This is a genomic window from Pseudomonas sp. FBCC-B35, from assembly GCF_059133755.1.
Genome location: NZ_CP101439.1, coordinates 1,324,720 through 1,339,927, shown reverse-complemented (window position 1 = coordinate 1,339,927; position 15,208 = coordinate 1,324,720). Strand labels below are relative to the sequence as shown.

General features: G+C 58.0%; 8 protein-coding genes. 5 read left to right on the top strand and 3 right to left on the bottom strand.

Annotated features, from left to right (window positions below; genetic code table 11):
• Positions 1–101: 101 nt before the first annotated feature.
• Genes NMB38_RS05990 through NMB38_RS05980 form a run of 3 tightly spaced genes read right to left on the bottom strand, consistent with a single transcriptional unit; the run spans position 102 to position 4,699 of the window.
• Entirely contained in the window at positions 102–1,517 is a 1,416-nt protein-coding gene (locus tag NMB38_RS05990; RefSeq protein WP_027914282.1) for a TolC family outer membrane protein, read from the bottom strand.
• Positions 1,514–2,839: an HlyD family type I secretion periplasmic adaptor subunit gene (locus tag NMB38_RS05985; RefSeq protein ID WP_028687424.1), complete on the bottom strand. Its 1,326-nt coding sequence runs from the start codon at positions 2,837–2,839 to the stop codon at positions 1,514–1,516. The genes NMB38_RS05990 and NMB38_RS05985 overlap by 4 nt, the downstream gene beginning before the upstream one ends.
• A gap of 12 nt (positions 2,840–2,851) precedes the next feature.
• Positions 2,852–4,699 carry a type I secretion system permease/ATPase gene (locus NMB38_RS05980; RefSeq protein ID WP_028687423.1) on the bottom strand — a complete coding sequence of 616 codons (1,848 nt, stop codon included), beginning with the start codon at positions 4,697–4,699 and terminating at the stop codon, positions 2,852–2,854.
• A 522-nt stretch (positions 4,700–5,221) separates the two neighbouring features.
• On the opposite strand from NMB38_RS05980, the gene NMB38_RS05975 reads away from it, so the two are divergent.
• The 5 genes from NMB38_RS05975 to NMB38_RS05955 all read left to right on the top strand — a co-directional run bounded on the left by NMB38_RS05975 (position 5,222) and on the right by NMB38_RS05955 (position 15,198).
• Entirely contained in the window at positions 5,222–6,103 is an 882-nt protein-coding gene (locus NMB38_RS05975; RefSeq protein ID WP_033736972.1) for a hypothetical protein, read from the top strand.
• 17 nt (positions 6,104–6,120) lie between these two features.
• Positions 6,121–7,560, top strand: a complete 1,440-nt coding sequence (locus tag NMB38_RS05970; RefSeq protein WP_028687421.1) for a DUF4214 domain-containing protein — start codon at positions 6,121–6,123, stop codon at positions 7,558–7,560.
• 144 nt (positions 7,561–7,704) lie between these two features.
• Positions 7,705–10,158, top strand: coding sequence for a glycosyltransferase family 2 protein (locus NMB38_RS05965; protein ID WP_028687420.1), 2,454 nt, complete (start codon positions 7,705–7,707; stop codon positions 10,156–10,158).
• Complete coding sequence (locus tag NMB38_RS05960; protein WP_081783954.1) at positions 10,158–12,653, top strand: glycosyltransferase family 2 protein; 2,496 nt, start codon at positions 10,158–10,160, stop codon at positions 12,651–12,653. The genes NMB38_RS05965 and NMB38_RS05960 overlap by 1 nt, the downstream gene beginning before the upstream one ends.
• Positions 12,643–15,198, top strand: a complete 2,556-nt coding sequence (locus NMB38_RS05955; protein ID WP_028687419.1) for a CDP-glycerol glycerophosphotransferase family protein — start codon at positions 12,643–12,645, stop codon at positions 15,196–15,198. The genes NMB38_RS05960 and NMB38_RS05955 overlap by 11 nt, the downstream gene beginning before the upstream one ends.
• Positions 15,199–15,208 lie beyond the last annotated feature (10 nt).

Sequence of the window (15,208 nt, the reverse complement as noted above, 5' to 3'; positions counted from 1 at the left end):
ACAGGGGGGGCCGCGTAGGCTCTGAGGAACGCCAGGAGGCGTGTGCCGAGCGATCTCTTTAACAGCCTAGGCTACCGCCCAAGCCCACCCCACCCGTCCAATCAGCGGCGCGCATCCAGCCGCGCCACGTCACCGCCCGGCAGGGTCGGCTCTGGCACAGGGCTCAACCACACATTGACGTTGTCCACGCTGTCCTGGTTGAGCTGACCCGCCCAACGATTGAGCAGGAACAGATTGGTGATGAAGTCATACTGCGTCTTGAGCAAATCACGACGCGCCTTGAACTCGTTCTGCACGCTGGTGAGCACATCCACCGCGTTGACCACCCCGTAACTGAACGCCTTCTGCGCCGCCACGCTGGACTGCTGGGCCGAGGACAGGGCGTTGCGGTTGGCGCGGATCTTGTCCACCGCCGCCTGGGCCGTGAGGAAGGCCGTGGTGGTTTCCTTCACCACCTGGCGGCGAATGCCTTCGAGCTGTTCTTCGGCCGCCAACTGCTCGTCATACAAGCCACGCACACGGGCCGAGGTGGAGCCACCGCTGTAGATCGGGATCTTCACTCCAAGGCTTGCCACATAGCTGTCGCTGCGCGGCGCCTGGGTGTTGTCGTAACCCTGGTCACTCTGCTGGGCGCTCAGGCTCAGGGACAGCTGCGGATAGTGCTCACCCTTCCCTTCACGCACGGCCGCCATGGCCGCCTCGGCACCGCTGCGCGAGGCCTTGAGCTGCGGGTTGGTTTCCACGGCCTGGGTCAACCACTCCTGCAAAGGACGGGTGGGCGCTTGCAGCGCGACATCGTTACGCACCCGGCTCAGCGGCTCGGTGATGGGCCGACCGACGATCTCGGCCAGCGCCTCACGGCTGACCTGCACCTGGTTGCGGGCTTCCACCTCTTGGGCGGCCAGGAAGTCGACGCGCGCCTGCATGTCCAGCTTGTCGGTGATCTTGGCCATCTGCCGGTCGAACATGCTGGTGACACGGTCCAGGTTTTTCTGAGTGGCGCGACGCTCGGCCTGCACCAGCGCCAGCTCGTCGTCGGCGGCCAGGGCTACGAAGTAGCGTTTGGCCAGGTCGACCGTGGCTTCGGCCAGGGTATCTTCGGCCTGCTGGCCCTTCTGGTCCTTGACGCTCTTGGACTTCTGGTACCGCTCCCAGGCCGGCTTGTTGTACAGGTACTGGGTCAGGCTCAACGAATAGCTTTCGTTGTTATAGATGTCGCGGTCGATCTCGTTCTTGCGCAGCACGCGGCTGGTGTTGGCGTTGGCCGACACCTGCGGCAGCAGGCCGCCCAAGGCTTCGCGCTGCTGGGCTTCGGCCGAGCGCGCGCGGGCATAGGCGGCCAGCACCCGAGGGTCTTCCAGCCTGGCCTCACGGTACAGGCCGGCCAGGTCCAGCGTGTAGGTTGACGCCGACACCGCCTTGGGCACGTCAGCCGGCGCGCCCTTCCCTTCCACGGCCACCGCCTGGCAGGCGACCATGCACATCAGCATTCCAGGTAGCAAACGCAGCACAATCATTCCTCGATCAGCGATTCGGCGAACATGTTGCGGGCCGGTTTGAGCAGGTACTGCAGCATGGTGCGGTCGCCGGCGTTGATCAGCACTTCAGCGGGCATGCCGGGGTGCAGCTTGCGGCTGCCGAGCTTCTTCATGCCATCTTCGGTCACCTGCACACGCACCAGGTAGTAAGTGTCGCCGCTGCGCTCGTCGGTCAGGCTGTCCGCCGAAATGCGCACCAGCTTGCCCTCGATGACCGGCGTGGTGGCCTGGTTGAAGGCGGTGAAACGAATGTCTGCGGTTTTACCCAACTCCAGACGGTCGATGTCCCGCGTGGCCACCTTGGCCTCCACCACCAGCTCCGACTGCGCAGGCACGATATCCAGAATCGGCGTAGCTGCACTGATCACACCACCAATGGTGTGCACCTTCATGTCCAGCACCATGCCGCTTTCAGGTGCGCGTATCACCACACGCGACAGGCGGTCACGCAGGGCTGCTTCTTTTTCCTGAAGGTCGAAAACCTGAGCCTGAACGTCAGAAAGCTCGTTGGCCACGTCGGAATCGAATTTCTTCTTCAACTGCACGATCTGCAATTCGGTTTCACCAATCTGCAGATTGGTCTTGGTGATGTTGGACCGATGGTCCGCCACTTCGGTCTTGAGCATGTCCAGCTTGCGCTCCTGCTCGAGCAGGCGCTGATTGTCCACGAAGCCTTCGGCCAGCAACTCCTTGAGCTGCTTGATTTCACCGGTGTACGACTTCTCCAGCCCGCTCTTGGTCCCGATCATGTCGTTCAAACCAGCGATCTGCTGTTTCATCTGCTGGATGCGCTCGCGGTTGACCGAGATCTCACCCTGCAACGAGTTGCGCCGTGCGTTGAACACCTGCAACTCACCCGCCATGGCCTCTTGAGCACGGACCGAGTCGGTGCCATCCATTTTGACCGGCGGGATTTCGTTCAGGCCGTCGCGCTCTGCCCGCAGGCGTGCTTCTTTATAACGCGCCACGATCAGCTGGTTGCGGGTGGACTCGTATTCGGCGCTGAGCTGGGACTCGTCCAGCACGATCAGCGGGTCGCCCTTCTTGACCAGGTCGCCATCACGGGCCAGCAGTTCCTTGACGATGCCGCCCTCAAGGTGCTGCACGGTCTTGCGGTAGTTCTGCACGGTGACCACACCGGAACCATGCACAGCGTTGCTGAGTGGCGCGAAGGCCGCCCAGCTGCCGAAAATACCGAATGTAACGAAGACGATGGTCAGGCCGATGCGGCGAATGCCGCGATCGGACGTGGGCATGTCGTCGAAATTGTGATCGAAGGTAGTGATCGCTTTACTGCTCATCTAGAAATCCTTTCACACGCCGGTGCTGGTGGTAGTGGCAGGCGCGGCAGCGGGGGCTGCGGGCGGCGCGGCATTGGGTGCAGCGGGCGGGGTGGCCGGTGGCGTGGCATTGGGTGCAGCAGGCGGCGCGGCCGGGGGCTGGCCAGGCGCGGGCTGAGCGACCCGCTGCTGGCCTTTAGCCTGTTGCGCTGCCAGCTCGGCGATCACGCGGTCGCGCTCGCCGTACAGCGAAATGGTACCGCCCGACATGACCAGAATACGGTCCAGGCGGGTGAGGATGTTGGGGCGGTGCGAGACGATGAAGACCGTAGCACCGGTTGCCTTGAGCTTTTGCAGGGCCACGCCCAGGGCGCGCTCACCCACATCGTCGAGGTTGGAGTTAGGCTCGTCGAGCACCACCAGGCGCGGGTTGCCATAAATGGCACGGGCCAGACCAATACGCTGACGCTGACCGCCGGACAGGTTGACGCCGTCGCTGCCGATTACCGTGTCGTAGCCATCGGGCAGCATGAGGATCATCTCGTGCACGCCAGCCATCTGGGCCGCTTCCACAACCTTTTCCGGGTCGATCTTGTCGAAGCGGGCGATGTTCTCGCTGATGCTGCCTTCGAACAGCTCGATGTCTTGCGGCAGGTAGCCAACGTATGGGCCAAGGGCCTGCTTGTCCCAACTGGCGATATCGGCGCCGTCGAGGCGGACGACGCCGTGCTGTGGGGGCCAGATGCCCATCAGGGCACGCACCAGCGTGGATTTACCGGCGGCACTTGGGCCAACGATGCCGACGATGGAGCCGGCCGGGGCCACGAAGCTGATGCTGCGGATGACCGGGGCCTTGGCGCCAGGCGGGGCGACGATCAGGTTTTCGACCTGAATGTGGCCTTCTGGGGCTGGAAGCGGCATGCGCTCAGGTTCGTTTTTCAGGTCGTCCATCACTTTGCTGAGGCGGTCGTATTGGACTTTGGCAGCGACGAAGCCTTTCCAGCTGCCGATCATCTGGTCGATGGGGGACAGCGCGCGGCCCAGCAGCAAGGAACCTGCCATCAGAAGGCCGGGGTTGATTTCGTGCGTCACTACAAGATACGCACCAATGGCCAGCATGATGGACTGCGACCAGATACGGAATGTTTTGGAGGTAGAGCTGATCACGCCGCCTTTATCACTCGCATTGGACTGAAGCAGCATGATGTTGCGCTGACGCTTGGCCCAACGGTTCATCAGGGTATCAAGCATCCCCATCGACTCGATGACCTCGGCATTACGCAGGGTACGGTTGGTCACCACGTTGGAGGCGACGTTCTCCTTGTTGGCCTCAGCCAACGCGCCGCCAGTAGACCGATGATTGACGACCGCCAACACGGTCAACACCGCGCCGCAGAACAACGTCATCCAGCCGAACCATGGGTGGAACAGGAACATCACGATGGTGTAGATGGGGAACCACGGGGCATCGAAAAATGCGAAAAGCCCTGGACCTGTAAAGAACTGGCGCAGCGAAGTGAGGTCGTTAAGGGACTGCGCCGTAGCATCGGAGCCGCCGCTATTCAGGGCGCGCTTGAAGCTTGCCCGGTACACATCGCGGCTGAGCATGACATCCAGGCGGTTACTGATACGCACCATGATGCGCGAACGTACCCACTCCAGGGCACCCATGGTCGCGATCAACACAGTCATGATCAACGTGAGCATGAGCAAAGTGGAGGTGCTGCTGGAGGGCACCACGCGACCCGATACCTGGATCATGAAGAACGTGGGCACCAGCATCAGTGCGTTGACGAAGAAACTAAAGAAGCCTACCGAAAGGAAGCTGCTTTTGCAGGCTCTAAGGGCGGCTTGCAGAGTGTTTTCGGATTGATAACTCATGGTGTCCGTACTGAGGAGTGGCGAAAGCGGCGGGCAGTGTAACACCCACCAAAGAAGGCAGCGTGTCAGATTGCTCCTTGAGCCGCTTTGTTCAGCGACGAACAGTAGAATTTCATGAAATGTTTGAGCAGAACGGAAACAGGCAGTTGCTCAAGCGGTCAGAGTGACCAACGGCTAGAGACCTTGAAATCGACGAAAACTACACGCCAGAAAACCATCAAAAGTAATCATGCGCGCACGTCAATATCGTAATTCTTTGATTTCAGACGAATTTTTCGAATGCTGGAACGTCCTACCCTGCTACTCAGTTATGAACAAAAAGCGGCGAAAGATCGTCCCTCTTATAGCTAAGTTCCCCACTGATATGAATTTTTTTTTAGATTTCTTGGTTGACATCTTCCCCCTCCGGCGGCATCTTCGCCACTCGCAAGGAGCCTTCAATGGCAGTTCAGTGTATGCACGGGTTTGAGCACGTTAGCTACCAGTGTTATTGCTTAAAAGGAGCTTAACAACGCCATGTCTATGCCTTCGCAAACCCTGGACGGCCTGAAAATCAGCTCCCGGGTCACCCTGCTCGAACCGGGCATGTATATCTTCAGGTACGCCTCCCAGCCTCCGGCAGACAAACCCGTCTGCATCGCGTTGCAACAAGCGCCGCTAGGCAAAGGCTCCATCGATTTCTTCCCCGCAGAAGGCGTTAGCAAGAACATGCTAACCAAGCTCGGTGACACTATTGTTGCGCGAGTCAAAGGCGGTGTTACGACGGTTCTGATCACCGAATATCACATGTTCGATGAGGTGATCGACCCCGTGGATTTGCGTATCGACCGCATTGACACCTCGCCTGCCATCATGCGCACCTTCGCGGTCGTATCCAGCACCGACCCTGCTCAGGCCATCGCCGCCAGCACCAAACCGCTGCCACTCACGCTTACTGCTCACCTAAGCCATAGCGGTGAGATCGTGTCCAGCGAAGGATGGGTTGGCGAGCCGGGCGCTGATGAGTTCATTGATTCGTTCTCTATCGACTGGGCTGAAAAGCCCGTCGGTGTAGACCTTCTTTACACCTGCACAGTGGCAGGCTCCGGCCCGTGCCGCAACGTATCGACAGGCACTGTAGTAGGTGCTCGCGGCCAAGGCCTGCCGCTGATCTGCGTTGGCTTCAGCCTGATAGGGCCGCTGCGCAGGCATTACGAACTTACTGGCCTTGTTGTTTTCGAAAATACGGAACCACAACGCCTAGTCGCAAATCAGATGATGCACGGCCCCACCGGCAACGAGCCGCTGGTGGCCTTGCACCTCGCCCTAACACCCGTAACGAAGATGAACGCTGCCCGCCTTAAGTCTCCGTGGGAAAACTCTGCGTCACAGCAGAATACGATTGCAGCGGGCCACATGGCCTGAAGTAACAGGAATACATCATGCAATACGATAGCCCTCAGTCGAGCAGCGCTCTGCAAGACACCCTGAACGCCGATAGCGCCAACCTGTCCGAAAACACCATCGCTGCCATCAGCAGCCTGCTGAACCTGGACACCGTTGAAAACGTCAACATTGCCGGCATCGAAGGCAACGCTGTTCAGCTGCCAACTTCCGGCCAAGCTGACATCGTTGTTGGCGAAGTCGAAGGCGAGCAAGGCGACCAAGTTGTCGTCGACCTGGCTGCTGCCGAAGCCGCTGGCGTTAGCGCCTACGTGCTGCAGAGCGATGCCAACCTGGTTGTTGACCTGCAAGGTCAAGCAGCTGCTGGCGACGTTCAAACCTTCGCTGCTGCTCTGGCTCCAGCCGTTGATACCTCGGCCATCGAGCTGGTAGTTGCAACTGGCAACGGTGACGACGTCATCACTGTCAAAGGCGACCAGAACACCCTGATCGACGCTGGCGACGGCAACGACACCATCGTCACCGGCAACGGCAACAACACCGTTATCGCTGGCCTGGGTAACAACAACGTGACCACCGGTTCGGGCGATGACACCATCATCCTGAGCGGCAGCGACCACGCTGACATCGTCAACGCTGGCGCTGGCTTCGACATCGTTCAGCTGGACGGTTCGCGCGACGACTACACCTTCACCGTCGGCAACAACTTCAACGTCAACCTGACCGGCAACCAAACTGCCGCCATCACTGACGCTGAGTTCCTGACCTTCGTTAACGGTGACACCACCGAAACTGTAGCCCTGGCTCACAGCGACGAAGAAGCAGCTGCCCTGCGCCTGTACCAAGGCATCCTGGGTCGTGACGCTGATGCATCCGGCGCCAAAGACTTCACCGCCCTGGTAAGCGAAGGCACTTCGCTGACCGACATCGCCAACCAGTTCCTGAACTCGGCTGAGTTCGCTGGCGCTGCTTCGGCCCAAGACATCAACGAGCTGTACCAGGCTATCCTGGGCCGCGCCGCTGATGAAGAAGGCTCGACTGCATGGCAAGCCGTGCTGGCCAACGGTGGCAACCTGAACGACGTAGCTGCTGGTATCGCTCTGTCGAACGAAGCCATCCAGCTGGATCAGTCGAACGGTGACTTCGTCCGCGAACTGTACGAAAACGTACTGGGCCGCGAAGTTGAGCAAGAAGGCCTGGACGCTTGGGTATCCCAGCTGTTCAACGGCACCAGCCGCGCCGAAGTGGCCGCTGGCATCGTTGGCTCGGCTGAAGCTGCTCAGAAGTCCAACAGCGACTTCATCGACTCCCTGTACCAGTCCGCACTGGGCCGCGAAGCCGATGCAACTGGCAAAGCTGCTTGGGAAGCTGTCCTGGACAACGGCGGCACTCACGCCGACGTGGCCCTGGGCATCGTTGGTTCCAACGAAGCCATCGCAAACATCGACAACGTCGTTGTACTGCACGGCCAAGTGTAACTAGCCCGCTGTAGCAAAACGTATACCCGGCCGAAAGGTCGGGCATACGCCAAAGGGGCGGCTCTCGAGTCGCCCCTCTTTTTTATTTCTTGTAGCCAAGCCAAGCTTATGTCCAGACAACTCGACCATGGGCGAGATACGCTCATGGACATTTTTCATCGGCATCGCCAGGCAGAAGAGCACGCCAGCGCGGCTTCAGTGTTGGAACAGGCTCTCAAGGTCCCCGAATACCGTCCAGAGGCACTCATCTGGAAGGGTATCGAGGCACTGCCAAAGCATCCAAAGCTTGCCTTCATTTTTTTTAGTAATGCGGTCAAAGCCCTGCCAAAGCGGACAGATCTGCACGCGCTTCTAGGGCGCTGCCTGCTGGATCTAGCACAGCCGCATCTGGCTACCCGCTACTTGGCCGCTGCTTGGCAAAAGCAACCTCATGACGCAGGTCTGCGGCAACTACTATGGCTCGCACGTAGCCAAGCAGACACGCCAGTGCAGCTAGAGCGAGTTATCCTCGCGCAATTGCCCGAAATCACTTCACCCCAAGAGCTCAACTTAGTACTTAGATTGCTGGCTTCAAAAACGCAGCACTCAGGCGCAGTAGGCGTCGTTCGCCTTGATCGAGATGCGCAAGAGATACAAGGTTGGGCAATCGACTTGAAGAACCTTGCTGAGCCATGCATCGTTCAGTTCGAATTCAACGGGCAGGTCGTAAGCGCGCCGGCAGGCCGCCCCGATCCACTGCTCACAGCTGCGGGTATTTCGTCCAGCCATGGTGGCATTCGCGCCAAACTGCCCAAAGCTTGCGCAACAGTTGCCGTGGGTTTTAGTACAGGCGGCTCATTGCAAGGTAGCCCCCTGCATACCCTGCCCGTTTGGGTACCACCTTGCCCCATTGCCACGCAAACCAAGAGCGTTTCGGTTGATGTGCTCATTCCGGTTTACAACGGGCTGGATGAGACGCTGGCGTGCATAAACAGCGCTATCGAATCACGCAGGCATAACCGCACGCCTCATCGTCTGGTCGTCATCGAGGACGCCACGCCCCTCCCCGCCTTGCGCAAAGCGCTCAAAGTGCTGGCAGGCAAAAGCAAGATTACTCTCGTGCAGAACCCGTCCAACCTAGGCTTCATTCGTAGCATGAACAGAGCCATGGCTATGAGTTTGGGCAAAGACGTGATCTGGCTGAATGCTGACACCCGCGTTCACGGAGACTGGATTGACCGCCTGCATCAGGTAGCTTATAGCGATCCTCAAGTAGCGTCGGTCACCCCGTTCACGAACAATGGCGAATTGATGAGCTTCCCACGGAGCCGCATCAGTCAGCCCATGCCATCACCTGACCAGCACGCTGAACTGGATAATCTGGCCAAACACAACCCGTCGGCCCCTGTAGAGATCGAAACAGGATGTGGGTTCTGCCTTTACATCAAGCGCGATGCCATCGACCAAGTGGGTTATCTGGATGAGCTAGAACTGTCGCGCGGGTACGGGGAGGAAACCGACTGGTGTTTGCGCGCTCGCAGCTTGGGCTGGAAGCACATGGGGGCGCCAAATGTTTTCGTTGCTCATCAAGGGGGGGTATCGTTTGGGGAAGAAAAAAACCTGCGCGTTGCCTACAACAACGCCATTCTTCGAAAACGCTACCCTGATGCTGAATCACGCTACGAAACCTTCTGCCGTCGCGACCCGATCAAACCGGCTCGACAATCATTGCAGCGTGCGCGTCTGACCCATTGGCTGGCTCAGCAGCGCGGCGAGCCGGGTCACCCTCGTCCAGAGCTGCACATTCATGATGGCAGCCGTTCTGAAACACCCTTCAGCCTGACCTGGCATCATGATGGGCTGCGCAACTGGGTCACACTTCATGCAGAAGTTTTGCCATTGGAGATCAGCCTGGACTATGCCGCCGATGAATTGCCTTATCTTATAGACGATCTACGCGCCCTACCCTTGCGAGGCCTTGTTTTCGAGCGGCTGGCCAATGCCCCTTCGTTCATATGGGACCTGCCGGGCCAGCTATCACTGCCCTATCGGATTGTTTGCAGGGACGATGCCTTGCTCTCCAGGGAAGCATGCAACGATCGTATGACGTTTGCCGCATCAGCCCAGCGTATCGAATTGCCTTGCGCCGAGTTTGTTGATCGGCATGCCGCCGTGCTGCACGGGGCGAACCTTGCTCTGATCGAATCCCCCCTGCACCCTGCTACCCATGAGATGACGAGCACGGGTACGTGGTTGATCGGTGATGACCTGAGCGACACACAAGTAGCGCGCCAGTGGCTTGAAATAGCGCAGCGAGCGACCCGAGAAAACCTGCCCGTTCAGTTTCTTATCGAAGCGAAACAGCCTTGGAGCAAGCAGTTGCTTGCTACAGGTGCGGTGTACGCGCTGCCAGACCTGACAATGCTGTCGATGGCAGACAACGTGACAATGTCCGGCTGCTGCGCCGTCTTGAGTCTGCATGCGTGCCCTGTTTCGGGTTGGCGCGCAGTGGAGCTTGCGAGTGACCTGGACCTTCCATTGCATGCGCCTTACGCAGTGCGGGAAAACGCCACAGGGGCATTTCCCTTTCATTCTTTTTCTATTACCGAGCCGGCCTGATGTCACAACACGTCTTGGATAAAACCCCAACGGACACCGCCTCGCTTTCAGCGGTCCGATACAAGGGCCTAATCACCGGGCTTTACGGCGACGTCCTGCAGGGCTGGGCTCTAGATACCCTTAACCCCGCACAGAAACTGATCGTCGAAATCTTTATCGACGGCGCGAGTGTGGCAGTGGCTCGTGCAGACTTGTACGAAACCAACGCCACCGAGGGCGACCAGTTCAACGGGTTTGCCGTGCAGTTGCGCCAAGCCTGGCTGAATCAGGCCCGGCACATCAGCGTCAAGATTGCGAACGAGCCCTTTTCACTCGACGGCGACATCACGCTACCCGCGCCGTTTGGTAAAGAGCCTGAGCTGATCGCATCGCAAGTCTGGCATACCGGCGGCTTGCGCCTTAGTGGGTGGGCATGGGACCCGCAATCCCCACATCGTCGCGTGACGATCCGCGTGCGTGAGGGTGATCAACAAGTGGCTCAAGTGGTGTGTGACCAACACAGCCAAGCCCTGGCTTATCGCGATAGCAGTGACCATGGTTTTGTCATAGACCTGCCATGGGCCTTTGCCGACGGCAAGCCTCACGTTGTGAGCATCGAAAGCGAATCCGGGGCTCCGTTGGCCGGCAGCCCTATCACCTTGTGCTGCGCCCCCGAGGGTATCGAGGGCTTGGTCAACCAACTGTCCGCGCACCACGACAGCGCACTGATCGCAGTCATTGAGGCAGTGGCGCGTGAACAGAGCCTGCGCTTACCCAAAAGCGCCGGCTGGCACCTCTACCCGGCCTGGGCTAACGCTTTCCAGCGCCCGAATCCCACTGACGGTCAGCAGGCAAATGATGTGGGCGTGCTGTTGATGGGTGATGGGGACGCAGCGCTTGAGGCACTGACCCTCGGCAGCCTCGCATTACCTGGCAACAGCCCTGGACGCCTCGTCAAAGCCCAATCAAGCGATATTGCACCCGTGGTGCTTGAGTTACTGAACCAAGACTGCAGTTATATTGTGCCGGTCTGGGCAGGCGACCGTCTGCGAGCAGATGCATTGAGTCAGTTCAGCGCATTGCTGGCCGAGGGCAGCGCTTGGGGCTACGCGGACTGCGATCAGGACCAACCCAATGGCGAACCGGGCCACCCCTGGTTCAAACCTGTCTGGGATCTGGACGCTTTCATAGGCGCAGATACGTTCACACCTGGCTCGGTCTTCCACAAGGACACAGTCCGCCGCGCCGTTGCACGCCTCCAAGAGAGCGGGCACGGTGCGTTCGATTGGCACATGCTGATATCGGCTGTCGTACTGATTAGCGAGGAAATGCAGGCGCGCGTGGCCCATCTGCCGCAGGTGCTCTATCACCGCCACGCATTGAGCGTTTCGAGCCCGGAACACACTCCGGCTTGCCAACAACGACTGCGGGCAATCAACTGGTTATGCGAGGCCCTTGCACCCGGAGCGCAAGTAGCGCCGCTGGCTGATCACCCAGGGCTGCTGCACGTCACTTGGCCACTGCCGATCACGCTGCCAAAGGTCAGCTTGATCGTTCCGACAAAAGATCAGGTCGCCCTACTTCGTACTTGCATCGAAGGGTTGCTGAATCAAACAGAGTATCCGGATCTGGAAATCATCGTCATGGACAACCTGTCCGTGATACCGGAAACCCTCGAGTATCTCGCCGAGTTGCCGAGCCGGGGGGTGAAGGTTATCCCGCACCCCTATCCGTTCAACTATTCAGAGATCAACAACGCGGCAGTGCATCACGCTACGGGTCAGGTCATCGGCTTGGTCAACAACGACATCGAGATCCTCGACGGTAACTGGCTGAAGGAAATGATCAGCCAGTTGATGCGGCCTGGGGTCGGGGCTGTGGGTGCCAAACTCCTGTGGCCTAATCGCATGGTTCAGCACGGCGGCGTAGTGGTGGGTATCAATGGCTTGGCTGCGCATGCCGGAAATCAGTTGGCCGAGCACGACGCAGGCTACCTGGCTAGCAATTTACTGACCCGACAGCAGACTGCCGTTACAGCTGCGTGCCTGTTGGTCCATGCACCACTGTTCGAGGTATTAGGTGGATTGGACGAGGTTCGCTACCCAGTTGCCTTCAACGATGTCGACTTCTGTATGCGCATACGTGCGCTGGGCTTCAAGATCATCTGGTGTGCCCAAGCGCAACTGATCCATGCCGAGTCCGCAAGCCGAGGTAAGGACATTGCTCCCGAAAAACGTGCGCGGGCCCAGCGTGAGCAGAAAAACTTCACGGATCGCTGGTTCTCCCAGGGTGAGCAAGATCCTTTCTACCACCCTGCACTGAGCCATGATTACCTCAGTGGCCCTTATGGCGGGTTGGCATTGCCACCTCGTGCAACAACCCAGGTTCGGTATGGGGGTGGCAAGGTATACAACTTAACCGACTTGGACTCTGCACAGCGTACGTTTGACTGGCGTGCCAATGCGACCAAACCCAAAGCTCTTTGCGGTCATCAGGAGGCAGCCGATGTCGTTTGAGCTTGCGCCGCCACCCCCAGAGGCAGGCTCTGATGTGGTCATTGCCACCTTATGGCGATCCGGCACATTTGATGCGACGTATTATTTGAGTCAGTACCCGGACGTGGCAGCGGCGGGCATTGATCCTCTGGTGCATTTCGTGCGACACGGTGCGCGCGAAAACCGCAACCCAAATGCGTATTTCGATACACATTACTACCTGTCGATGAACCCGGATGTCGCGCAGTGTGACATGAATCCGCTTTATCACTTCTGCACCGATGGCTGGAAAGAGCTACGCAAGCCCTGCAAAGACTTCGATGTTTGGTGGTATTGGTCGAGCTACCTGGATCCAGCCAGTGACGCCATCAATCCACTGGCGCACTTCCTGCACGAAGGCATTGAATCGAACGCCTTGCCACGTCCGCAAGGCCCCTTCGCGCAGACTACGCAGTCGGCTTGGCTACCTGAACGGCCCGTCAAGCGCATTTGCTTGTTCGCGGGATACGACCCTGATGGACTGGTTGACGATTATGTAGTCCAGTACCTTCAAGCACTCAGTGTCCATGCGGATGTTTACTATCTTGCCGACTGTGTAATGCAAGACGGCGAGCTGCTCAAGCTGAAGGGTATCGTCAAGGACGCTTGGGCGGGCCGGCACCAACGCTATGACTTTGGCTCCTATGCCCTGTTGGCAAATTCACTGGTGGGCTGGGACACCATCGACCAATACGATGAGTTGCTGTTGGCCAACGACAGCTGCTACCTGGTCAAGGACTTCGATGATGTCTTCGAGCAGATGGATAAACGCCGCTGTGACTGGTGGGGGCTTCAAGCGACGAAAGGGATAGCCAAAACCAAGGCGGAGCCGAGCAATCAGTTCAAGCAGCCCATCGCGATGGACACCGTGCGCGCTTCGATGCTAGACCGTTTTGAAGAGGACGATACCTACGACTTCCTCATAGGGTCGTATTTTGTGGCTTATCGCAGGCCCGTGTTGTCTGACCCCGGTTTTCGTAAGCTGTTGAGTGCGGTTGTTCAGCAGCCAAACAAGCAGAACGTGATTTTCAAGTACGAAATCGGTTTGACCCGCTACCTGATTACACGCGGGTTCGTTCTCGATACCTTCATCAGTAGCCTTTATCCGTTCCATCCGATTTACAGCAACCAGCATTTCAAACTGCTGGAGGTAGGCTTCCCGCTGTTCAAGCGCTATCTGCTGACGGCCAACCATTACCAAGTAGCCAAGCTGTATAGATGGAAGGAAAAGATCCTGGCATGCGCACCTGAGGCTGACGTGCAGACCATGGAGCGCAACCTGACACGTATTACCGATCAGGAGGTGCTGGAGCGCAATCTGTACATCGGCACGTCGAGGCTGCCAGACGACGAGCAGGTGCCCACTACCCTGCTGACGCATGCTGAATTCATCGAAGCCGACCACCGTGTGCCCAAGTACGACCATTGGTGGGCATTCCCGGTATGCGCCTTCTCTGGCGTATTCTCCGGGAACGAGCGTGCAGTTTTTGAAGAGATCAAAGATGATGAGGGTATCTTCAAGATTATCTTGACCCGCGGCAAACCGGTAAACGTGGAGGGCAGAAACGTCCTTGTCGTACCCTTGGAAAGCCCCGAAGGTCAATACCATCTCTTGCGCGCTAAAATCCTGTTCATCAAACACACACCTACGCGTAATCTTGTCTATCCGCTTTCAAGCGATCTGCATGACTTGATCAACCTCTGGCACGGTATCCCGCTTAAACGCATAGGCTATGCGTCACTTGACCAGCAGAACAGGCGTGATGCCATCGCTGAGGAGCACGCCCGCTGCAGGGCCGTGATCAGCTCATCGAGCATCGACACGATGGCCATGGCAGCGGCCTTCTATCCGTTGAGCTACAACGACGTATGGCAAACGGGGCTTCCTCGGAACGATTTTATTCTGCGCGACTTCGAAAAATTGCCAAAGGATTTTCAGGCGGAGAGCCAAACGCTCGAGAGTGCGCTGGCAGGACGCGGGCTGATTTTGTTCATGCCGACGTTTCGTAATGGAGCAGCTAATGCATGCTATCAGTTCACAGAAAACGAGCTGAAGCAGTTGGAGGGATGGCTGCAAGAGAACGACCTGGTGCTTGGGGTACGAGAGCATATGGCTGACCGTTCGGGGTCCTATGCGGAACAGTTGCAACGACTGGGCGCACTGGATCTGAGCGATGAACATTATCCTAACGTCGAGGTCCTATACAGATCCGCACGCTTGCTTATCACGGATTACTCGAGTTGCTTCATAGACTTCATGCTGACGGGCAAGCCGATGGTGAGCTTTGCTTATGACTATGAGTACTACTCAGGCGTGGAGCGTGGGTTATTTTATGAGCTTGAGCATGTGTTTCCTGGGCCCGTGTGCTCTGACTTCGAAGCGCTTCTTAATGCATTGAAGAAAAACTCTGACGTACACCCGGAGATGGCTCTTGGTTATGATTGGAAGAAGAAAATTTTCTTTGAATGGTGTGATGACCATAACTCAGCAAGACTTATTGATCGGGTTAAAAGCTTAATAAATTAAGGATGAATAA

Coding starts and splice junctions, on each gene's coding strand:
- NMB38_RS05990 (WP_027914282.1), bottom strand. CDS start 1,517: ATGATTGTGCTGCGTTTGCTACCTGGAATGCTGATGTGCATGGTCGCC.
- NMB38_RS05985 (WP_028687424.1), bottom strand. CDS start 2,839: ATGAGCAGTAAAGCGATCACTACCTTCGATCACAATTTCGACGACATG.
- NMB38_RS05980 (WP_028687423.1), bottom strand. CDS start 4,699: ATGAGTTATCAATCCGAAAACACTCTGCAAGCCGCCCTTAGAGCCTGC.
- NMB38_RS05975 (WP_033736972.1), top strand. CDS start 5,222: ATGCCTTCGCAAACCCTGGACGGCCTGAAAATCAGCTCCCGGGTCACC.
- NMB38_RS05970 (WP_028687421.1), top strand. CDS start 6,121: ATGCAATACGATAGCCCTCAGTCGAGCAGCGCTCTGCAAGACACCCTG.
- NMB38_RS05965 (WP_028687420.1), top strand. CDS start 7,705: ATGGACATTTTTCATCGGCATCGCCAGGCAGAAGAGCACGCCAGCGCG.
- NMB38_RS05960 (WP_081783954.1), top strand. CDS start 10,158: ATGTCACAACACGTCTTGGATAAAACCCCAACGGACACCGCCTCGCTT.
- NMB38_RS05955 (WP_028687419.1), top strand. CDS start 12,643: ATGTCGTTTGAGCTTGCGCCGCCACCCCCAGAGGCAGGCTCTGATGTG.